This is a genomic window from Streptomyces hirsutus (assembly GCF_001418415.1).
GTDB classification, from domain to species: Bacteria; Actinomycetota; Actinomycetes; order Streptomycetales; family Streptomycetaceae; genus Streptomyces; species Streptomyces hirsutus.
Map to the genome: position 1 here is coordinate 1 of NZ_LIQT01000337.1, position 19,242 is coordinate 19,242.

Annotated in this window: 21 protein-coding genes and 3 tRNA genes; 4 read left to right on the plus strand and 20 right to left on the minus strand. The window is 70.3% G+C overall.

All coding sequences use genetic code 11. The annotated features are described in order from the left end of the window. Nucleotides 1–47 precede the first annotated feature (47 nt). The 8 genes from AOK11_RS24405 to AOK11_RS24440 all read right to left on the minus strand — a co-directional run bounded on the left by AOK11_RS24405 (nucleotide 48) and on the right by AOK11_RS24440 (nucleotide 4,270). Nucleotides 48–428, minus strand: coding sequence for a hypothetical protein (locus AOK11_RS24405; RefSeq protein ID WP_055595882.1), 381 nt, complete (start codon nucleotides 426–428; stop codon nucleotides 48–50). A gap of 95 nt (nucleotides 429–523) precedes the next feature. Further along, a complete protein-coding gene (locus AOK11_RS24410; protein ID WP_055595883.1) occupies nucleotides 524–1,966 on the minus strand; it encodes a DHA2 family efflux MFS transporter permease subunit in 1,443 nt (480 codons plus the stop codon). A gap of 173 nt (nucleotides 1,967–2,139) precedes the next feature. Beyond that, nucleotides 2,140–2,709 carry a TetR/AcrR family transcriptional regulator gene (locus AOK11_RS24415; protein WP_206188918.1) on the minus strand — a complete coding sequence of 190 codons (570 nt, stop codon included), beginning with the start codon at nucleotides 2,707–2,709 and terminating at the stop codon, nucleotides 2,140–2,142. A gap of 116 nt (nucleotides 2,710–2,825) precedes the next feature. Continuing rightward, entirely contained in the window at nucleotides 2,826–3,254 is a 429-nt protein-coding gene (locus tag AOK11_RS24420; protein WP_055595899.1) for a MaoC family dehydratase, read from the minus strand. Nucleotides 3,255–3,262: 8 nt separating this feature from the next. Beyond that, on the minus strand, nucleotides 3,263–3,715 hold the full coding sequence (locus AOK11_RS24425; protein WP_055595885.1) for a MaoC family dehydratase N-terminal domain-containing protein: 453 nt from the start codon (nucleotides 3,713–3,715) through the stop codon (nucleotides 3,263–3,265). Nucleotides 3,716–3,819: 104 nt separating this feature from the next. Beyond that, the gene (gene rpmG, locus AOK11_RS24430; RefSeq protein ID WP_006347275.1) at nucleotides 3,820–3,984 is read right to left on the minus strand and encodes a 50S ribosomal protein L33; all 165 of its coding nucleotides are present in this window, start codon (nucleotides 3,982–3,984) and stop codon (nucleotides 3,820–3,822) included. Between the two features lie 94 nt (nucleotides 3,985–4,078). Continuing rightward, nucleotides 4,079–4,151, minus strand: a tRNA-Met gene (locus tag AOK11_RS24435). A gap of 46 nt (nucleotides 4,152–4,197) precedes the next feature. Then, a tRNA-Thr gene (locus AOK11_RS24440) sits at nucleotides 4,198–4,270 on the minus strand. Between the two features lie 294 nt (nucleotides 4,271–4,564). On the opposite strand from AOK11_RS24440, the gene AOK11_RS24445 reads away from it, so the two are divergent. Both AOK11_RS24445 and AOK11_RS24450 read left to right on the plus strand, forming a co-directional pair. After that, on the plus strand, nucleotides 4,565–5,869 hold the full coding sequence (locus AOK11_RS24445; protein ID WP_079035052.1) for an amidohydrolase family protein: 1,305 nt from the start codon (nucleotides 4,565–4,567) through the stop codon (nucleotides 5,867–5,869). 125 nt (nucleotides 5,870–5,994) lie between these two features. After that, entirely contained in the window at nucleotides 5,995–6,651 is a 657-nt protein-coding gene (locus AOK11_RS24450) for an NAD(P)H-binding protein (RefSeq protein WP_055595886.1), read from the plus strand. 46 nt (nucleotides 6,652–6,697) lie between these two features. On the opposite strand, the gene AOK11_RS24455 is transcribed toward AOK11_RS24450, so the two are convergent. Both AOK11_RS24455 and AOK11_RS24460 read right to left on the minus strand, forming a co-directional pair. Next, nucleotides 6,698–6,910, minus strand: a complete 213-nt coding sequence (locus tag AOK11_RS24455; RefSeq protein ID WP_055595900.1) for a hypothetical protein — start codon at nucleotides 6,908–6,910, stop codon at nucleotides 6,698–6,700. 99 nt (nucleotides 6,911–7,009) lie between these two features. After that, nucleotides 7,010–7,091, minus strand: a tRNA-Tyr gene (locus AOK11_RS24460). A gap of 243 nt (nucleotides 7,092–7,334) precedes the next feature. On the opposite strand from AOK11_RS24460, the gene AOK11_RS24465 reads away from it, so the two are divergent. Continuing rightward, complete coding sequence (locus AOK11_RS24465; RefSeq protein WP_055595887.1) at nucleotides 7,335–7,823, plus strand: YajQ family cyclic di-GMP-binding protein; 489 nt, start codon at nucleotides 7,335–7,337, stop codon at nucleotides 7,821–7,823. Between the two features lie 120 nt (nucleotides 7,824–7,943). Here AOK11_RS24465 and AOK11_RS24470 read toward each other — a convergent pair whose 3' ends face one another. Then, nucleotides 7,944–8,210, minus strand: a complete 267-nt coding sequence (locus AOK11_RS24470; RefSeq protein WP_055595888.1) for a GlsB/YeaQ/YmgE family stress response membrane protein — start codon at nucleotides 8,208–8,210, stop codon at nucleotides 7,944–7,946. 143 nt (nucleotides 8,211–8,353) lie between these two features. Here AOK11_RS24470 and AOK11_RS24475 point away from each other — a divergent pair, with 143 nt between their 5' ends. Next, nucleotides 8,354–9,604, plus strand: coding sequence for an APC family permease (locus tag AOK11_RS24475; RefSeq protein ID WP_055595889.1), 1,251 nt, complete (start codon nucleotides 8,354–8,356; stop codon nucleotides 9,602–9,604). Between the two features lie 261 nt (nucleotides 9,605–9,865). Here AOK11_RS24475 and AOK11_RS24480 read toward each other — a convergent pair whose 3' ends face one another. From AOK11_RS24480 to AOK11_RS24520, 9 genes are all read right to left on the minus strand, one after another. Then, nucleotides 9,866–10,258 carry a YccF domain-containing protein gene (locus AOK11_RS24480; protein ID WP_055595890.1) on the minus strand — a complete coding sequence of 131 codons (393 nt, stop codon included), beginning with the start codon at nucleotides 10,256–10,258 and terminating at the stop codon, nucleotides 9,866–9,868. Beyond that, nucleotides 10,255–11,118 (minus strand): zinc metalloprotease HtpX, encoded by an 864-nt coding sequence (gene htpX / locus AOK11_RS24485; protein WP_055595891.1) that lies wholly within the window; start codon nucleotides 11,116–11,118, stop codon nucleotides 10,255–10,257. The genes AOK11_RS24480 and htpX overlap by 4 nt, the downstream gene beginning before the upstream one ends. A gap of 329 nt (nucleotides 11,119–11,447) precedes the next feature. After that, nucleotides 11,448–12,947, minus strand: a complete 1,500-nt coding sequence (locus AOK11_RS24490) for an NADH-quinone oxidoreductase subunit N (RefSeq protein ID WP_055595892.1) — start codon at nucleotides 12,945–12,947, stop codon at nucleotides 11,448–11,450. Next, nucleotides 12,944–14,518, minus strand: a complete 1,575-nt coding sequence (locus AOK11_RS24495) for a complex I subunit 4 family protein (RefSeq protein ID WP_055595893.1) — start codon at nucleotides 14,516–14,518, stop codon at nucleotides 12,944–12,946. The genes AOK11_RS24490 and AOK11_RS24495 overlap by 4 nt, the downstream gene beginning before the upstream one ends. 6 nt (nucleotides 14,519–14,524) lie before the next feature. Further along, nucleotides 14,525–16,519 (minus strand): NADH-quinone oxidoreductase subunit 5 family protein, encoded by a 1,995-nt coding sequence (locus AOK11_RS24500; protein WP_055595894.1) that lies wholly within the window; start codon nucleotides 16,517–16,519, stop codon nucleotides 14,525–14,527. Continuing rightward, entirely contained in the window at nucleotides 16,516–16,929 is a 414-nt protein-coding gene (nuoK, locus tag AOK11_RS24505) for an NADH-quinone oxidoreductase subunit NuoK (protein ID WP_055595895.1), read from the minus strand. The genes AOK11_RS24500 and nuoK overlap by 4 nt, the downstream gene beginning before the upstream one ends. Then, on the minus strand, nucleotides 16,929–17,663 hold the full coding sequence (locus tag AOK11_RS24510) for an NADH-quinone oxidoreductase subunit J family protein (protein WP_055595896.1): 735 nt from the start codon (nucleotides 17,661–17,663) through the stop codon (nucleotides 16,929–16,931). Before AOK11_RS24510 ends, nuoK begins: the two co-directional genes overlap by 1 nt. Further along, nucleotides 17,660–18,232 carry a NuoI/complex I 23 kDa subunit family protein gene (locus AOK11_RS24515; RefSeq protein ID WP_055595897.1) on the minus strand — a complete coding sequence of 191 codons (573 nt, stop codon included), beginning with the start codon at nucleotides 18,230–18,232 and terminating at the stop codon, nucleotides 17,660–17,662. The genes AOK11_RS24510 and AOK11_RS24515 overlap by 4 nt, the downstream gene beginning before the upstream one ends. Before the next feature lie 2 nt (nucleotides 18,233–18,234). Next, nucleotides 18,235–19,203, minus strand: coding sequence for a complex I subunit 1/NuoH family protein (locus AOK11_RS24520; protein ID WP_055595898.1), 969 nt, complete (start codon nucleotides 19,201–19,203; stop codon nucleotides 18,235–18,237). Nucleotides 19,204–19,242: the final 39 nt, after the last annotated feature.

The following is a 19,242-nucleotide window of genomic DNA, read 5'->3' on the forward strand; positions in this document are numbered from 1 at the left end:
CGTGAACACCCACCCGCGCGGGAGGGGTGTTCGGGGGAGGTGGGTGTTCAGGTGAGGCGGCGCCGTACTTCGGTCCAGTCGACGGGAAGGTCCTCGCTCTTCGCGGTCCAGTCGGCGAACTTGGCGTCACGCATCTGCGGGAGGAGCCCGCGGGCGGTCGGTGCGTGCGGGCCGGTACGGGCGAAGGCTCCGAGGGCCTTCGGGGACTCCCAGGCGGACACGGTCCAGAACGTCCGCCGCAGCGGCTGCGCCTTCAGAGAGGCTCCGTACGCGCCGGGGGCCCTGCTCACCTGTCGCCAGACACCGGGTGTCTTGAGGAAGAACCGCAGGGCTCCCCAGAGAGTGCGGGTTTCGAAGCGGGAGGCGAAGACGTGCACTTCGGTGTGGGGCGGCGGGGGGTTCGGGACGGTCCAGGGAAGCGTGTGCATGACCGGGTCCTTCCGTGGTGGGTGGAGGGTTCTCCTCCGTGGCGGGTGGGTCTCCTCCGTGGTGGGTGGAGGGGTTCCAGGGGATTCCGAAGGGCTCAGGAGGCTGTTTCCAGTACCGGTTCGGGCGTCGGACCGGCGAGGGGCGAGGTGGGGGCGGTGGGCCGCCTGCGGGCCGGTATGAACAGGGTCGCGACGCCCGCGAGGGCGACCGCCGCGGCGCCGGTCACCAGCGCCGGACGCATACCGTCGACGAAGGCCTGGCCGGATTCGTAGCCGCCCCGGGACGCGAAGATCGACGCCATGATCGCGATGCCGAGGGCGCCGCCCACCTCGCGCAGGGCGTTGTTGGCTCCGGAGGCGATGCCCTGTTCCTTCGGACGGACGCTGGACATCACCAGGTTGGAGGCCGGGGCGAAGTACAGCGCCATGCCGATGCCGCTGATGATCAGGGCGGGCAGCTGGGCGGCGTAGGAGGCGTCGGCGGTGGCCACCACGGCCAGGTGGCCGAGGCCGAGGGCCTGCAGGAAGAGGCCGGTGGCGACGACCGGGCGGCCGCCGATGCGGTCGGAGAGGATGCCGGCGATCGGGGCGACGAGCATCGGCATGCCGGTCCAGGGCAGCATCCGCAGGCCCGCCTCGGTCGGCGAGTAGCCGAGCACGCCCTGCATGTACTGGCTGAGCAGGAAGATCGAGCCGAACATGCCGAGGAACATCAGCAGGCTCGCCGCGTTGATGCCGGAGAAGGCGCGGGAGCGGAACAGCCGCATCGGCAGCATGGGGTTCTTGGCACGGACGCTGTAGAGCACGAAGCCCACGAGCAGCGCCGTCCCGGCGAACAGGCCGGTCAGGACGACGGCGCCGGTCCAGCCGTCGACGGGCCCCCGGACCAGTCCGTAGACGATGCCGAAGAGTCCGCCGCTGGCGAGCAGGGTGCCGGGCAGGTCGAGCGGGGCTCCGGTGCCGTGGGACTCGGCGAGGCGCAGGCGGGCGAGCGGGACGAGGATCAGACCGAGCGGGACGTTCAGCCAGAAGATCCACTGCCAGGAGATGTGTTCGGTGAGGCTGCCGCCGACCAGCGGTCCGGAGGCCACCGCGAGGCCGTTCACGGCGCCCCAGATGCCGTACGCCATGCCGCGCCGTGCCTCGGGTACGGCTGCGGTGAGCAGGGTCAGGGTGAGGGGCATCATGACGGCGGCACCGGCGCCCTGCACCGCGCGGGCGGCGATCAGGGAGTCGATGCCGGGGGCCATGGCCGCGGCGGCGGAGGACGCGGTGAAGACGGTGATGCCGACGATGAAGAGCCGACGGCGGCCGAAGCGGTCGCCGAGCGCCGCGCCGAACATCAGCAGGACGGCGAAGGTGAGCGTGTAGGCGCTCACGGTCCATTCCAGGTCGGGCAGGGCACCGCCCAGGTCCTTGCGGATGGAGGGCAGTGCGGTGGTGACGACGAGGTTGTCGAGGGCCGCCATGAAGCCGGCGACGCTGGTGATGACGAGTGCCCAGGCGGCCGAGCCGCCGCGTGCGGTCTGTTGTGACATCGCTCCCCCAGGAGATGATGTTGTTAGTTATTGATGACTAACTTTCACGCGCAGAAAAAGGCGGCACCACAACGCCTTCCTTCACTCCGGTCGCTCCCACCGGATCGATCCATCCAGCCCATCCAGCCCATCCGATGGAACCGATCCATCGGGCCTCCCGATGGCGCCGCTCCCTACTTCTTCGGCAGCCCTTCGATCCGCGCCGAGAGGTCCAGCCCTTCCCAGATCCGGTGTCCGGCCGGGAATCCCATGGCGGACAGGCAGTTGATGAGCATGCCGTACGCCATGAAGGTCGTCGTCTCGTTGACGTCGGCCCCCAGGGCGAGGTGGACGGTGTCCCACAGCCGCAGCCAGCCGGCGCGCACGCTCGCGCCGAACTCCTCGTCGCCCTCCTGTTCGGCTGCCGCCACCGCGAGGTACATCTGCATCTGCATCATCAGCAGCTCGGGCCGCTCCACGATGGTCTGCGTATAGGCGTTCGCCATGGCATGCAGGGCCTCTTCGCCCTCCAGCCCTTCGGACGCCTCCGTGAACATGCGAATGGTGTCCTCCACGCAGCGTTCCGCCGCCGCCAGGAAGATGGCCTTCTTGCCCGGGAAGAGCCGAAAGAGATACGGCTGCGAGACGCCGACCCGCTTGGCGATCGCCTCGGTCGACGTGCCGTGATAGCCACCGCGGGCGAACTCGGCACTCGCCGCGCGAACGATGCTCTCGCGCCTCTCCTCCGCACTCATCCTGACCACACCGGTAAGTTAGTACTCAATCACTAACTACGTCAAGAGGTGGGCCCGGTACGACGCAAGGGACGCTCTCTTTGGAGAACGCCCCTTGCGTCATGCCACGTGATGCGGTGCTTCGGTCAGGCGAGTCGTACGACCGCCCGCGACATCCCCAGCACCTTCTGCCCGGCGCTGGTCGCCGTGAGGTCGACGCGAACGGTGTGGTCGTCGAGCTTGGCCGCGACCTTGCCGGTGACCTCGACGGTGGCGCCCTGATCGTCGTTGGGGACGACGACCGGCCTGGTGAAGCGGACGCCGTACTCGACGATCGCACCCGGGTCGCCCACCCAGTCGGTGACCACGCGGATCGCCTCGGCCATGGTGAACATGCCGTGTGCGATGACGTCGGGCAGGCCGACTTCCTTGGCGAACTTCTCGTTCCAGTGAATGGGGTTGAAGTCGCCGGAGGCACCCGCGTACTGGACGAGGGTGGCCCGGGTCACGGGAAACGTCTGTGCGGGCAGCTCGGTACCGACCTCGACGTCGGCGTAGGAGATCTTCGCCGTCATGATGCTGCTCACGCCCCCTCGGCGGCGCGGGCCACCAGCTTGGTCCAGGCGGTCACGACGTGCTCGCCGGCTTCGTCGTGCACCTCGCCGCGGACGTCCAGGATGTCGTTGCCCGCCATCGACTTGATCGCCTCGATGGTCGAGGTGACGGTGAGCCGGTCACCGGCACGCACCGGGCGGCGGTAGGCGAACTTCTGGTCGCCGTGCACCACCCTGCTGTAGTCCAGGCCGAGCTGGGGGTCGGTGAAGACCTGTCCGGCGGCCTTGAAAGTGATCGCGAACACAAAGGTCGGCGGGGCGATCACATCGGGGTGGCCGAGCGCTTTGGCGGCCTCCGCGTCCGTGTACGCCGGGTTGGTGTCCCCCACCGCCTCGGCGAACTCGCGGATCTTCTCCCGGCCCACTTCATAAGGAACGGTGGGCGGGTAGCTCCGCCCCACGAAGGACTGGTCGAGCGCCATGCGCGCGGCACCTCCTGTGTCTCGTGCGGCCCTGGTCGGCCGGTGGGAAGAACAACGCGAGGCCGCCCCCCGACAAGGGGGACGGCCTCGCGTACGAGCCTGATTTATCGCGTTTCGCGGTGCGCGGTGTGCGCCTTGCAACGCGGGCAGTGCTTCTTCATCTCCAGACGGTCCGGGTTGTTACGCCGGTTCTTCTTGGTGATGTAGTTCCGCTCCTTGCACTCCACGCAGGCCAGCGTGATCTTCGGGCGGACGTCGGTGGCAGCCACGTGAGTGCTCCTTGGACGGACGGGATAATGAAACTGAATGAACGCAGAAAGAGTAGCCGATCGAAGGACCGACCCCGCAATCGGCTACTTTGTGTAGCGGTGACCGGACTTGAACCGGTGACACAGCGATTATGAGCCGCTTGCTCTACCGACTGAGCTACACCGCTGTGATGCGATCGATTCCCGCCTCGCGACGGGAACCTCACACACCAGAGCCCCAAAACGGAATCGAACCGTTGACCTTCTCCTTACCATGGAGACGCTCTGCCGACTGAGCTATTGGGGCGAGCGAGGAAGACATTACACGCTCCGCCGCCGTTCACCCAAATCCGTTTCGCGGCCCCTGTCCCACCCTGTCGGTCACTCCCTCCCGGCGGTCCCGGAGGTCACGTCCGGCCCTCCGCGACACCCCCACCGGACCCCGGCGGACCCTGCTCGGCCACGCCGGTACGACTATTGCTGACTCTTACGCTCCTCCCGGCGAGGGACGAGCCTCCGCCCTAGGCTCGACTCACTCTGCGTGATCTTCCCTCTGTGTGATCCTGCGACAGCCGTGCGCAGTCCGAGCCCCAGGAGCGCGATGCCCGACAACCGGCCGCAGCCACCGCCCCCCTCGTCGCCCGTGCCGTCCCCGGGCCCGTCCGACCCGGCGCCGCTCCTGCTGTGCGGGGCGCGGCTCACCGACGGCCGGACCGTGGACGTACGGCTGGGCGGCGGGCGCATCGAGGCGGTCGGCACGGCCGGCAGCCTGACCGTGGACGGCACCCGTACGGGCGGCACCCGGGTCGACCTGGCCGGCCACCTGCTCCTCCCGGCCCCCGCCGAACCGCACGCCCACTCCGACACCGCCCTGTCCGCAGCATCCGACGGCCCCCTCCCGTACGACCCCCACGACGTCCGGAACCGGGCGACGGAGGCCGCGCTGCTCCAGCTCGGGCACGGGGCTACGGCACTTCGGGCGCACGTGCGCGTGGACGACATGACCGGACTCGGCGCGCTCACCGCCGTACTGCAGGCGGGGCGTTCGCTGCGCGGGCTGACCGAGCTGACGACGGTGGCGATGCCGCGCGTGCTGACCGGGGTGGCAGGAGCCGACGGGATCGCGATACTGCGGGACGCGATGAAGATGGGCGCGTCGGTGGTGGGTGGCTGCCCGGACGTCGATCCCGACCCCACGGGGTACGTGGAAGCGGTCCTGGAGGTCGCCGCCGAGCACGGCTGCCCCGTCGACCTGCACACGGACACCGCCGACCCCGCCCGAGTGGCCCGGCTCGCCGCGATGGCGGGCGGGCTGCGGCCGGGTGTGACGCTCAGCCCGTGCGGCGGCCTCGACCGGCTGCCCGCCGAGGCCGCCGCACGTACCGCGGACCACCTGGCGGCGGCCGGAGTGACCGTGGTGTGCCTGCCCCAGGGCGGCTGCGGAGGCCTCGACCGCCGGGGCACGGGCACGGCTCCGGTACGCCTGCTGCGCGCGGCGGGCGTACGGGTGGCGGCCGGAAGCGGCGCCCTGCGGGACGTGTCGAACCCGGTCGGCCGCGGCGACCCGCTGGAGGCGGCGTACCTGCTGGCCTCCCACCACGGGCTGTCCCCCGAGGACGCCTACGAGACGGTGAGCACGTCGGCTCGCGCCGCCCTCGGGCTGCCCGAGGTGCGGGTGGAGGCGGGCTTCCCCGCCGAACTGCTCGCGGTCCGCGGCGACCGGTTGTCGGCGGCACTGTCCCTGGCGTACAGCCGGATCGTGGTGCACCGGGGACGCGTGGTCGCACGCACGAGCGCGGTACGGCAGTACTGCGATTCGTTGACGACGACCACGGAACCGGAACCGGAACCGACGACGGAACCGACGACGGGCCTGCCCCGGCAGGGCCGGGCAGGAACCACGTAACCCCTCCGCCGGTTCCTCTCGTTCCTCCCGTCGTTCCTGCTGTTCCTGCTGCTGTTCCTTTCGTTGCTCTCCCTCCGGGCCGTGCCGTGCGGCGGATGCGATCGTCGCGGCGTACGGTCGAAGGCATGCGCATTGTCATCGCTGGTGGTCATGGTCAGATCGCGCTGCGGCTGGAGCGGTTGCTCGTCGCGCGCGGGGACGAAGTCGCGGGCATCATCCGCAAGGCCGAACAGGCCGACGCGCTGCGGCAGTTGGGTGCCGAGCCGGTCGTACTCGACCTGGAGTCGGCCTCGGTGGCGGATGTCGCGGAGCAACTCCGGGGCGCGGACGCCGCAGTGTTCGCCGCAGGCGCCGGTCCGGGGAGCGGCACGGCACGCAAGGAGACGGTGGACAAGGCCGCGGCGGTCCTCTTCGCCGACGCCGCGGTCCGCGCGGGCGTGCGGCGGTTCGTGGTCGTCTCGTCGATGGGCGCTGACCCGGCCCATGAGGGGGACGAGGTCTTCGACGTGTACCAGCGTGCCAAGGGCGAGGCCGACGCGTACGTCCGCGGCCTGGACGCCCTCGAATGGACGATCCTGCGCCCCGGCATGCTCACCGACGACGCCGGCACCGGCCTGGTCCGCCTGGAGGCCCACACCGGCCGCGGCTCGGTCCCCCGCGACGATGTGGCCGCCGTCCTGGCCGAGCTGGTGGAGGGCTCCTCGACGGCCGGCCTGACCCTGGAACTGATCAGCGGCCCCGTGCCGGTCCCGGTGGCGGTGAAGGCCGTGGCGGGCGAGTGAGCCGCGGGAGGGACTCGGGAGGACGCGGAAAGCTCCTCGAGGACGGCTAGAACAGCGGCATCTGCCCCGGGAACTCCGGTACGACGTACCCGTCCAGCGACGGCTGTTCGGCGCCGGCCAGGGCGTACCGGCGGGACCCCGGGCACGAGGTGAGCTCCCCGCTCCCCCGGGCGCCGGGCGGATCGTGACGCGCGTACCGCCCGGCCACGACGGCGATCTCGCGACGACACTCGGGACAACGCCTACGACGTGACGACATCCCGCCAGTCTCCCCGAGCGACCCGCCCCACACATACCCCACGGCAAACGCAAGGACCCCTCCGGACTGCGAGAAACAGTCCGGAGGGGTCCTCCCTTGTGGCGGCGCCAGGATTCGAACCTGGGAAGGCTGAGCCGGCAGATTTACAGTCTGCTCCCTTTGGCCGCTCGGGCACACCGCCAAGGTCGCTGCCCTCGAACCGCCTTGCGGTGGCGCTCCGTGGCAACGACGTAAACGATACCTGATGGGGAGGGGTGGTTCGCCACCCGATTGATCGCCACCCCGGGGACCCCGAGGTGGCTAGGCTTGTGCGGATGCGGCCCGGGACCGATGCCGGGCTCGACGGCCGCCCACATACGCCGGTAGCCGGTACGCATCCGGCTCTCAGCCCCATACGCAACCCCGATACAAGGAGCCACAGGACATGGCCGACTCCAGTTTCGACATCGTCTCGAAGGTCGAGCGGCAGGAGGTCGACAACGCCCTCAACCAGACCGCCAAGGAGATCTCGCAGCGCTACGACTTCAAGGGCGTGGGCGCCTCGATCTCGTGGTCCGGGGAGAAGATTCTTCTGGAGGCGAACTCCGAGGACCGGGTGAAGGCTGTCCTCGACGTCTTCCAGTCCAAGCTGATCAAGCGGGGCATCTCACTGAAGTCCCTGGATGCCGGTGAGCCGCAGCTCTCCGGCAAGGAGTACAAGATCTTCGCGTCGATCCAGGAGGGCATCTCCCAGGAGAACGCGAAGAAGGTGGCGAAGCTCATCCGGGACGAGGGTCCCAAGGGCGTGAAGGCTCAGGTGCAGGGCGAGGAACTCCGGGTTTCCTCCAAGAGCCGTGACGACCTTCAGGCCGTCATCTCCCTGCTCAAGGGCCAGGACTTCGACTTCGACCTGCAGTTCGTGAACTACCGCTAGTAGGTCCGGGCGGAGAACGAAGCCGCGTGCGCCCTGGGCGTCGCGTGGATGCGGCAGGGCGGGTGTCTCCGGGCACCCGCCCTGCTCTGCTGTCGGCTGTTTCCCGAGATGCCGGTGGTGTCAGTCGCGCGAGTGGCCGAAGAGGAGCCGGTAGGCGATCAGGAGGACCAGGGAGCCGCCTATCGCGGCGGCCCAGGTGGCGCCGTCGTAGAAGTCCTTGGTGATCGGGTGGTCCAGCCAACGGGATGAAATCCAGCCGCCGATGAACGCTCCGGCGACGCCGATGAGGGTCGTCCCGATGAAGCCGCCCGGGTCGCGGCCCGGCAGCAGGAACTTCGCGATCGCTCCGGCCAGCAGCCCCAGAATGATCCAGCTGATGATCGTCATGCCCTGCCCCTGCCCTTCTCGTACCGCGCTCTCACCTGGCACGGTCTGTGAAACCCGCGCCCGGTGTTCCGTTCATGTCGTGTTGGGACGGAGGACGGCGTGGGCATGTGTGGCGGTTCCCGCGATCAGTAGGGTGCGGCCTCATGACAACCCGCTCCGGTTCCGGACTGCGCCGCACGCTCGGTGTGGGGGACGCCGTCGTCATCGGTCTCGGTGCCATGGTGGGGGCCGGGATTTTCGCCGCTCTGGCGCCCGCGGCACAGGCGGCCGGTCCCGGGCTGCTCCTCGGGCTCGCGGTCGCCGCCGTGATCGCCTACTGCAACGCCACGTCGTCGGCACGCCTGGCCGCGTTGTATCCCGAATCGGGCGGCACCTACGTCTACGGGCGGGAGCGGCTCGGGGAGTTCTGGGGGTACCTCGCGGGCTGGGCGTTCGTGGTCGGGAAGACGGCCTCCTGTGCTGCGATGGCGCTCACCGTCGGCGCGTACCTCTGGCCGGGGCAGGCCCACGCGGTGGCGGTCGCAGTTGTCGTGGCGCTGACCGCGGTGAACTACGGCGGGGTGCGGAAGTCCGCATGGCTGACGCGGGTGATCGTGGCTGTGGTCCTTGCTGTCCTCGCTTCCGTGGTGGTCGTGTGCCTGACCTCGGGACAGGCCGTTGCCGGACGCCTCTCCTTCGCGGCACCGGGCGGCGCGGGCGGCGTGCTTCAGGCCGCCGGTCTGCTGTTCTTCGCCTTCGCCGGGTATGCGCGGATCGCGACCCTCGGCGAGGAGGTACGGGATCCGGCGCGCACCGTCCGGCGCGCGATCCCGCTGGCGCTGGGCATCGCACTGGTCGTGTACGTGACTGTCGCGGTCGCGGTCCTTTCGGTGCTGGGGGCCCGGGGGCTGGGCGATTCGGGCGCGCCGCTGGCCGACGCGGTGCGGGCGGCCGGGGTTCCGGAACTGACGCCGGTGGTACGGGTGGGGGCGGCCGCGGCCGCGCTGGGTTCGTTGCTCGCCCTGATCCTGGGTGTCTCGCGGACGGTGCTGGCCATGGCCCGGGACCGGCATCTTCCGGGCTTCCTGTCCGCCGTCCACCCTCGGTTCCAGGTGCCGCACCGGGCGGAGGCGGCCGTGGGAGCGGTGGTCGCCGTCCTGGCTGCCACGGTGGATGTACGGGGTGCGATCGGGTTCTCCTCCTTCGGGGTGCTGGTGTACTACGCGGTGGCCAACGCGTCGGCCTGGACGCTTCGGCCGGGGCCGGTGGCGCGGGTGCTGCCGGCGGTCGGGCTCGCCGGGTGTCTGGTCCTGGCGTTCTCGCTGCCGGGGATGTCCGTAGCCCTCGGCGCGGGGGTGCTGGCGGTGGGCACGGCCGCATACGGGGTACGGCGGTGGAGGGTCGCCGGGCGGTAGACCGCCCCGGTCCGGGCGGGGTCCGGCAGGGCCATGGCAGGGCGACCCCATGGCGGGGCGGGAACGGGTGGCGTTCCGGGTGGGGCCCGGCCTTCCGTACCGCCTGGAATTCGGGCACCACTTGATGTCGACGAATGCTCACGCTCGGTCATGGATCCATGATGCACGCCGCCGCCGACAGTCACGGCAGCCTGTGGACAACCCTTGTCGGCGCGCTCGCCGGCTGTGGAAAACCCAGTCGATCCAGCGGGACCGACGGGACTAGCGGGACACGAACGGCTGGTCGGTGCGTACGATCTCGCGGCCCATCGGGAGCAACGAAACAGGGATCAGCTTGAAGTTGGCGATGCCGAGCGGGATGCCGATGATCGTCACGCACAGGGCGAGACCGGTGACGATGTGGCCGATGGCCAGCCACCAGCCCGCGAGGACCAGCCACAGCACGTTGCCGACGAAGGAGGCGGCCCCCGCGTCCCTGCGCTCGACCGCCGTGTACCCGAACGGCCACAGGGCGTAGACACCGATCCGGAAGGCGGCGATGCCAAAAGGAATACCGATGATCGTGATGCACAACAGGACGCCCGCGAGCAGGTAGCCGAGGAACAGCCAGAAGCCGCTCAGAACGAGCCATATGACGTTCAGGATGGTCTTCACTGCGTTCGACCTGCCATCTTCTCGAGTCTGGCGATGCGTTCCGCCATGGGCGGGTGGGTCGCGAACATCTTCGCGAACCCCTGGCCCGGGCGAAACGGGTTCGCGATCATCATGTGGCTGGCGGTCTCGATGCGGGGTTCGGGGGGCAGGGGAAGCTGTTTGGTGCCCGCTTCCAGCTTGCGCAGAGCGCTTGCCAGGGCGAGGGGGTCGCCGGTCAGCTGAGCGCCGGAGGCATCGGCCTCGTACTCGCGGGAACGGCTGATGGCCAGCTTGATGAGGGAGGCGGCGAGGGGCCCCAGAATCATGATCAGGAACATGCCGAGGATGCCGGGGCCGTCGTCGTCGCTGGAACGGCCGACCGGGATCAGCCAGGCGAAGTTGACCAGGAACATGATCACGGAGGCGAGGGCGCCGGCGACCGAGGAGATCAGGATGTCCCGGTTGTAGACGTGGCTGAGCTCATGGCCGATGACGCCGCGCAGTTCGCGCTCGTCGAGCAGGCGCAGGATGCCTTCGGTGCAGCACACGGCGGCGTTGCGCGGATTGCGGCCGGTGGCGAAGGCGTTGGGCGCCTCGGTCGGGGAGATGTACAGGCGGGGCATGGGCTGGCGGGCCTGCGTGGAGAGCTCGCGCACCATGCGGTACAGGCCGGGAGCCTCGAACTCGCTCACGGGGCGGGCCCGCATCGCGCGCAGGGCGAGCTTGTCGCTGTTCCAGTACGCGTACGCGTTGGTGCCCAGCGCGATCACGACAGCGACAACGAGGCCCGTACGGCCGAAGAAGCTGCCGATGACGATGATGAGTGCGGACAGTCCCCCGAGGAGGACCGCGGTTCTGAGCCCGTTGTGCCGGCGGTGCACGGTACGTCCTCCAAATCGTGCGGCGGGGGACCCTCGTCTGCCGATCTTCCTTCTGACCTGCGGTGGCCCCGGGTGGTGTGGCCTCACGTCCAGTGGACCCTCCCGTATTCGTCAACGCCAGGCGAGCGGCACAGGTTCCCCGGGGCGCGTGGTGGCACGTGCACACCGTCCGGGTGACGTCCTCCCCCGGCGTCGTGCCGGCCGTGCCCGTCCGGTGGCCGAAAAGCGCGGCCGGTGGATGAGGGCAGGGGGGCCGGAGGAGACCCGGAAGGCCTCGGGGCCTCGGCACGTCCGGGGAGGCCGGGGGCGGCACGGCCCCGGCGGTCCGGTCAGAAGAGGCCGGTGGCGGTGAAGCGCAGGATCAGTTGGGGTGCGCCGGACAGGGCGATGCCGAGGACTCCGGTGAGGGCGATCGCGGCGGTGAGCGGGACCGGGACGCGGTGCGCGGCCGGTTCGCCGTCGGGGGCGCGGAACAGCAGGGCCGTCCAGCGGAGGTAGTAGACCAGCGCGATGACGACGTTGACGGCCATGACGACGGCGAGCCAGCCGAGTCCGGCGTCGACGGCCGCGGAGAAGACGGTGACCTTGGCGAAGAGGCCGATGATGCCGGGTGGGAGTCCGGCCAGGCACAGCAGGAAGAAGGCCAGGAGCAGGGCGGTGAGCGGGCTGGAGGCGTACAGGCCGCGGTAGTCGGAGACCCGGTTGAGGGCCTTCGTACGGCCGACCAGGGCGGCGACGGCGAAGGCGCCGAGGTTCACCGCGCCGTACATGAGGGCGTAGGCGAGGGTGGAGCCGATCGACTTCTCGGCGTCGCCGGAGTACGCGGCGGCGGCGATCGGCACCAGGAGGTAGCCGGCCTGGCCGACGGAGGACCAGGCCAGGAGGCGTACCGCGCTGTACGCGCGCGCGGCCTGCTGCCCGAGGGCGCCGACATTGCCGACGGTCATGGTGAGGGCGGCGAGCGCGGCCAGGGCCGGGCCCCAGACCTCGGCGTACGACGGAAGGGCGACGACGGTGACGAGGATCAGGCCGGTGAAGCCGACCGCCTTGCCGATGACCGACAGGTAGGCGGCGATCGGCAGGGGAGCGCCCACGTAGGTGTCGGGCACCCAGAAGTGGAAGGGGACGGCGGCCGTCTTGAAGGCGAAGCCGACGAGGGTGAGGACGACGCCGGTCTGGGCGAGGGTGTGGAGCTGCCCGTCGACGGTCTGGACGCGTTCGGCCACCAGAGTGAGGTGGAGGGTCCCGGTGGCGGCGTAGACGAAGCTGATGCCGAGGAGGCTCACCGTCGTGGCGGTGACCGAGGACAGGAAGAACTTCAGCGCCGCTTCGGACGACTTCCGGTCGCCGTGTCTGAGGCCGACCAGGGCGAAGGCGGGCAGGGACGCGACCTCCAGGGCGACGACGAGGGTCGCGAGGTCGCGGGAGGCGGGCAGGAGGGCGGCGCCCGCGACGGAGGACAGGAACAGGAACCAGTACTCGCCCTCGGGGAGCCGCTTGTCGGCGTCCTTGAGGGCGGTGACCGACAGGAGGGCGGTCAGGAGCGCGCCGCCGAGCACCAGGAACTGGATGACGAGGGTGAACCGGTCGGCGGTGTAGCTGCACACTCCGGGGTCGCCGACCAGGCAGAACGTGCTGCGGTCGGCGTCGAGAAGGGGCAGCAGCATGAGGGTGGCGGCGGCGAGTCCGGTGACCGCGAGCCACCCGAGGAGCGGTTTCCTGGCCTCACCGACGAACAGGTCGGCGACGAGGACGGCGAGCCCGACGAGGGCCGCGATGACGGGCGGCGCGATGGCAAGCCAGTCGACGGACTGGACGAGGGAGCTCATCGGGTGCCTCCTGTGAGGAGCTGCTGCACGGCCGGGTCGGTCAGTCCGATCAGGGCCCCGGGCCACAGTCCGGCGACGACGGTGAGGACGACGAGCGGAGTCCAGGCCGCGAACTCGTAGCCGTGGACGTCGGTGAGCGCGGGGGCCTGTTGCGGCAGGGCGCCCATGCAGACCCTGCGGACCACGACAAGCAGGTACGCCGCGGTCAGCAGGGTGCCGAACGCGCCGATCGACATGAAGACGAGGAAGGCGGGGCGGCTGAGTCCGGCGGCGGGGTCGAACGCGCCGAAGAGGGCGAGCATCTCTCCCCAGAACCCGGCGAGGCCGGGCAGGCCGAGGGAGGCGACGGCGGCGAAGGCGAGCAGTCCGCCGAGGCGGGGTGCCCTGCCGTAGAGGGCGGCGCCGGTCTGCTGGGAGAGGGTGTCGAGGTCGACGGTGCCGGTGCGGTCCTTGAGGGCGCCGACGAGGAAGAAGAGCAGGCCGGTGATGAGGCCGTGGGCGATGTTGGCGAAGAGGGCGCCGTTGACGCCGGTCGGGGTCATGGTGGCGATGCCGAGGAGGACGAAGCCCATGTGGCCGACGGAGGAGTAGGCGATGAGGCGTTTGAGGTCGCCCTTCGCGCCTTCTTTGGCGAGGGCGAGGCAGGCGAGGGATCCGTAGATGATGCCGACGACGGCGAAGGCGGCGAGGTAGGGCGCGAAGGTGCGGAAGCCGTCCGGTGCGGCGGGGAGCAGGATCCGTACGAACCCGTACGTGCCCATCTTCAGCAGGACGCCGGCCAGCAGGACGGAGCCGACGGTCGGGGCGGCGGTGTGGGCGTCGGGCAGCCAGCTGTGCAGCGGCCACATCGGGGTCTTGACCGCGAGCCCGATCCCGATCGCCAATACGGCGATGATCTGCACGGATACGGTGAGTGACCGGCCGTTGTCAGTGGCGAGTGCCACCATGTCGAATGTGCCCGCCTTGATTCCGATCAGGAGCAGGCCGAGCAGCATGACCACGGAGCCGAGCAGCGTGTAGAGGATGAACTTCCAGGCGGCCCCGGCCCGGCCCTCGCCGCCCCAGCGGGCGATGAGGAAGTACATCGGGATCAGGACCATCTCGAAGGCGAGGAAGAACAGGATCAGGTCGAGGACGGCGAAGGCCGCGAGGGTGCCGGACTCGAGGACGAGCAGCAGGGTGACGAAGGCCTTCGGGGACGGGCCCGCGGGCGGTTTGAAGTATGTGTAGAGCGCGCTGAGGAAGGTGAGCAGCGCGGTCAGGACCAGAAGGGGGAGGGAGATGCCGTCGGTGCCGAGGTGGATCCGCACGTCGAGTGCGGGGATCCAGCTGATGTCGGTCGTGGCCTGCATCCTCGACGGCTGGTCGTGGTCGAAGCCGAGCGTGAGGACGATCGCCGCGACGAGGACGGCGCCGGTGACGGTCACGCCGTGCCGGAGCACGGCCTGGTCGGGTGACTTTCCCTTGAGTCCCGGCGGGGCCGGGAGGAGAGCGGCGGCGGCACCCAGGAGCGGGCCGACGACGAGGAACGCCAGAAGGACCTGCATCACGGACTCGCTGATATCGATCACGTCTGGTCACGCTCCCGTGGCGGCGAGGACGACGGCGACCGCGAGGACGACGGTGCCGGCGAGCAGCACGCTCACATAGGTCTGCAGATTGCCGGTCTGGGCACGTCGTACGGCGGTGCCGAGCCACCGGGGCAGCGTTCCCGCGCCGCGTACATAGGTGTCGACGACCTCGCGGTCGAGGAACCGGACGAGTCCGGCCGCGGCCTGGACGGGCCGGACGAGGAGGGCCGTGTACACGGCGTCGAGGTGGAAGCCGGTGGCCGCGTGGCGGTGCAGGGGGCCGAGCAGCAGCCGTCCGGGGTCCGACGGGTCGGGTGCGGACGCGATGTCTCCGTAGACGGGCTCGTGACTGGCGATCGCCTCCGCCTCGACCTGTCCGGCGCCGCGTTCCGGGTGTGCGGCGACGGCACCGAGGGCGAGGTGGGCGGCGTGGGCGGTGGTGTGCCGCCAGGTGGCGTAGGTGACGATGCCGCCGACCAGGGCCATGCCGGTGCCGAGCACCGAGGTGGTGAGGATCGGTGTGAGGTCGTGGCCGTCGAACCAGTCGGGGAGCACGCGGAAGGCGAAGCCGCCCAGCGCGAGGGAGGGAATCGCGAGCACCCACAGCACGGCGGTCATGGTGAGGGGCTGCCTGCCGTGGTCGGGTGCCTCGGTGCCGTGTCCGCGGAAGGCCAGCAGCCACAGCCGCGTCGCGTACGCCGCGGTGAGCAGGGCGGTGGCCAGGCCGGCGAGGAGGACGATCCAGCCCGCCGCAGCGGGGGCCCGCTCCGTGTGGCCGGTGACGACGTGCTCGGCGGCTCCGAGGACGGCCTCCTTGGAGAAGAAGCCGCTGAACGGCGGGATCGCGGCCAGCGCGAGGAGCGCCACGGTCATCGTCCAGTAGGCGTCGGGGACGCGGTCACGCAGGTGGCTCATGCGGGACATGACGGCCAGCGAGTTGGTGCCGACGGCGTGGATGATCACGCCGGCGGCGAGGAACAGCAGCGCCTTGAAGGCGCCGTGGGACAGGAGGTGGAAGACGGCGGCTCCGCGTTCGTCGACGGCGAGGGCACCGGTCATGTAGCCGAGCTGGCCGATCGTCGAGTAGGCGAGGACGCGTTTGATGTCGTCCTGGGCGAGCGCGGCGAGCGCCGAGCCGGTCATGGTGACGGCGGCCATGACGGCGAGGACGGTCATCGCGGCCCGGGAGGACGCGAAGAGCGGGAGGAGACGGGCGACGAAGTAGACACCGGCGGCGACCATCGTCGCGGCGTGGATCAGCGCGGAGACGGGGGTCGGGCCCGCCATCGCGTCGGGGAGCCAGGTGTGCAGCGGGAACTGCGCCGACTTGCCCGCCACGCCCGCCAGGAGGAGCAGGGCGATCGGGGTGGGGTGCTCGATGCCGCCGTTCGCGACGGCGTCGAGGACGTGTGTGATCCGGAAGGAGCCCGTCTCGCCGGCGAGGGCGAACAGGCCGATGAGGAAGGGGACGTCGCCGAGCTTGGTCACCAGGAAGGCCTTGAGGGAGGCGGCGCGGGCCTCGGGGGTCTCCCAGTAGTGGCCGACGAGGAAGTAGGAGCAGATGCCCATGACCTCCCAGCCGACCAGCAGCACCATCAGGTCGCCGGAGTAGACGACGAGGAACATCGCGGAGGTGAACAGGGAGACGAGGGCCGCGTAGGAGGGGTAGCGCGGGTCGTCGCGGAGGTAGCCCGTCGAGTAGATCTGCACGCAGGTGGCGACGACACCGACGACCACGGCGGTGAGGGCGGCGAAACCGTCGATGTGCAGGGCGAGGTCGATGGGGACGGAACCGGTGGGGGTGAGCTCGGTGGCGGCGTCGACGGCCCGGCCGCCGTCCTGGCGCACGGCGACCACGACGGCCAGTGCGAGGGAGGTGAGCGTGGGCAGGACGGCGAGCGGGCGGACGAAGCCCGGGGCCGTTCGGCCCAGGAGCAGTCCGGCGATCGCGCCGAGGAACGGAAGGAGGGGGACGAGGACGGCGAGGGTGGTCGTGGTCACGCGGTGGCCTCGGTCTTCGTGACGGCCGCCCGGGTCGTGGGGGCGTCGGCGTCGCTGTCGGATACGGAGTCGCCCGTGCCGTCGGGGTCGTGGCCCTCGGCGGTGTCGCGGAGCTTGTCGATGTCGGCGGTGCCGCGGTTGCGGTGGACGGCGAGGACGATCGCCAGACCGATGCCGATCTCGGCGGCGGCGATGGCGATGGTGAACAGGGCGAGGGCCTGACCGGAGTGCAGGGTCTCCTCGGCGGCCCTGCTGAGCCAGACGTCGAAGGCGACCAGGTTCAGGTTGACGGCGTTGAGCATCAGTTCGACCGACATCAGGACCAGGATCGCGTTGCGGCGGGCGAGGACTCCGTACAGGCCGGTGCAGAAGAGGAGGGCGGACAGCACGACGGGATAGGCGAGGTGCATCAGCGGTTCCCTTCCGCATCGCGGCGGCGGGCGGTCGACGCGCGGGCCGGTCCAGAGGCCGGCCCGGGGGTTGGTTGCGAAGCTGATCCCGAGGGGGGTCCGTTGGCGGCTCCGGTGGCCGTTTCCCGTGTCGTGGCTTCCCGTGCCGCGGCGGCCGTGTTCGCCCTGCGGGAGAGGACGATCGCGCCGACGAGGGCGGCGAGGAGGAGGACGGAGAGGGCCTCGAAGGGGAGGACCCAGTGCTGGAAGAGGCTGGCGCCGGTCACGTCGGTGGAGCCTGCGGGCGTGCCGTCCAGGTCGATCCAGGTCGTGCGGAAGGCGTCGACGACGACCCAGACCAGGGCGACGGCCGCGGCGACGGCCACGGCGAGGGCGACCCGGCGGTTGCCGGAGTCGGCGTCCGGGGAGCGGCCGATGGGCGCTCTGGTGAGCATCAGACCGAACAGGAGCAGGACGACGACCGAACCCACATAGATCAGGACCTGCACCCAGGCGATGAACTCGGCGGTGAGCAGGAGGTATTCGACGGCGAGCCCGCCGAGGGCCACCACCAGCCACAGGGCTGCGTGCACCAGCTGCCTGGTGGTGACGGTGACGACGGCGGCACCGAAGGTGACCAGGCCGACCAGGAGGAAGGCGATCTCCACACCGGTCGGGGAGAGGAAGCCCTGAGCCTCGGCGGCGGTGGTGGTCGTGGTGTGCGCGACCGTGCCGGCGGCTGCGGCGAAGGTCACGAGTCCGCCCCCTTCGGGTCTGCCTGCGGGTCGGGCTGGGCGGCGGACAGTTTGTCGGCTGTCTTGCGGGCGGCGGCGATTTCCTTCGGTTCCTCGGCGGCGGGATCGAGGGCCGGCGGGGCCGGGACCGTCCACATCCACTCGCGGAGCTTGTCGCGTTCGTGGGTGAGTTCGCGGATGTCGGTCTCGGCGTACTCGAACTCGGGTGACCAGAACAGGGCGTCGAAAGGACAGACCTCGATACAGATACCGCAGTACATGCACAGGGAGAAATCGATGGCGAACCGGTCGAGGACGTTGCGGCTGCGGTCACGGCCGCCGGGCGTCGCCGCCGGGACGGTCTCCTTGTGGGAGTCGATGTAGATGCACCAGTCCGGGCACTCGCGGGCGCACAGCATGCAGACCGTGCAGTTCTCCTCGAACAGACCGATCACCCCTCGGGTGCGGGGTGCGAGGTCGGGCTGGGTGTCCGGGTACTGGGCGGTGACGGACTTCTTCGTCATCGTCCGCAGGGTGACGGCCAGGCCCTTGGCCAGGCCGGAACCGGGGAAGCCAGGAAAAGGGGACATGGCTAGGAGATCACCACCTTGACGACGCCGGTGAGGGCGATCTGGGCGAGGGCCAGGGGGACGAGGAAGGTCCAGGACAGTTTCTGCAGCTGGTCCTCGCGCAGGCGGGGATAGGTGACGCGGAGCCAGATGACGACGAAGGCGAGGACCGCGGTCTTCAGCAGGGTCCAGACCCAGCCGAGGCCGTCGGCGCCCCACGGGCCGTGCCAGCCGCCCAGGAAGAGGACGGTGGTCAAGCCGCACAGGACGACGATCCCGGCGTACTCGGCGAGGAGGAAGAGCGCGAACCGCAGGCCGGTGTACTCGGTGTACGCGCCGAAGATGATCTCCGAGTCGGCGACGGGCATGTCGAAGGGCGGCCGCTGGAGTTCGGCGAGGCCGGCGACGAAGAAGACGATCGCACCGACGATCTGCCAGGGCAGCCACCACCACTCGAACGCGTCGAGGATGCCGATGAGCGAGACGGTGCCGGCCGCCATCGCCACCGAGGCGGCGGTGAGCAGCATCGGCAGTTCGTAGGCGAGGAGCTGAGCGGCGGTGCGCAGGCCGCCGAGGAGGGAGAACTTGTTGGCGGAGGCCCACCCGGCCATCAGCGAGCCGAGGACGCCCACGCCCATCACCGCGAGCACGAAGAACACGCCCGCGTCCAGCACCTGCCCGACGGCGCCCTCGCCCGGTCCGATCGGGATGGCGAGCAGGACGAGGAGATACGGCAGGAGGGCGACGGCAGGGGCGATCTGGAAGACACGGCGGTCGGCACCGGCCGGGACCACGTCCTCCTTCTGCGCGAACTTCACGCCGTCGGCGACGAGCTGGGCCCAGCCGTGGAAGCCGCCCGCGTACATCGGGCCCAGGCGGCCCTGCATGTGCGCCATCACCTTGTGCTCGGTCTGACCGACGATCAGAGGAAAGGTGAGGAAGACGACGAAAACGATCAGGAGTCGCAGGGCAACGTCGAGTACGTCGTTCACCGCGGGCCTCCCGAGGGGGTGTCGGGGGCCCCGGGGCCC

Bases quoted from the DNA above. Each gene is read 5' to 3' on its own strand.
- AOK11_RS24405 (WP_055595882.1), bottom strand. From the start codon at position 428: ATGCACACGCTTCCCTGGACCGTCCCGAACCCCCCGCCGCCCCACACC.
- AOK11_RS24410 (WP_055595883.1), bottom strand. From the start codon at position 1,966: ATGTCACAACAGACCGCACGCGGCGGCTCGGCCGCCTGGGCACTCGTC.
- AOK11_RS24420 (WP_055595899.1), bottom strand. From the start codon at position 3,254: ATGACGGCGAAGATCTCCTACGCCGACGTCGAGGTCGGTACCGAGCTG.
- AOK11_RS24425 (WP_055595885.1), bottom strand. From the start codon at position 3,715: ATGGCGCTCGACCAGTCCTTCGTGGGGCGGAGCTACCCGCCCACCGTT.
- AOK11_RS24445 (WP_079035052.1), top strand. From the start codon at position 4,565: ATGCCCGACAACCGGCCGCAGCCACCGCCCCCCTCGTCGCCCGTGCCG.
- AOK11_RS24450 (WP_055595886.1), top strand. From the start codon at position 5,995: ATGCGCATTGTCATCGCTGGTGGTCATGGTCAGATCGCGCTGCGGCTG.
- AOK11_RS24455 (WP_055595900.1), bottom strand. From the start codon at position 6,910: ATGTCGTCACGTCGTAGGCGTTGTCCCGAGTGTCGTCGCGAGATCGCC.
- AOK11_RS24465 (WP_055595887.1), top strand. From the start codon at position 7,335: ATGGCCGACTCCAGTTTCGACATCGTCTCGAAGGTCGAGCGGCAGGAG.
- AOK11_RS24470 (WP_055595888.1), bottom strand. From the start codon at position 8,210: ATGACGATCATCAGCTGGATCATTCTGGGGCTGCTGGCCGGAGCGATC.
- AOK11_RS24475 (WP_055595889.1), top strand. From the start codon at position 8,354: ATGACAACCCGCTCCGGTTCCGGACTGCGCCGCACGCTCGGTGTGGGG.
- AOK11_RS24490 (WP_055595892.1), bottom strand. From the start codon at position 12,947: ATGAGCTCCCTCGTCCAGTCCGTCGACTGGCTTGCCATCGCGCCGCCC.
- nuoK (WP_055595895.1), bottom strand. From the start codon at position 16,929: ATGCACCTCGCCTATCCCGTCGTGCTGTCCGCCCTCCTCTTCTGCACC.
- AOK11_RS24515 (WP_055595897.1), bottom strand. From the start codon at position 18,232: ATGTCCCCTTTTCCTGGCTTCCCCGGTTCCGGCCTGGCCAAGGGCCTG.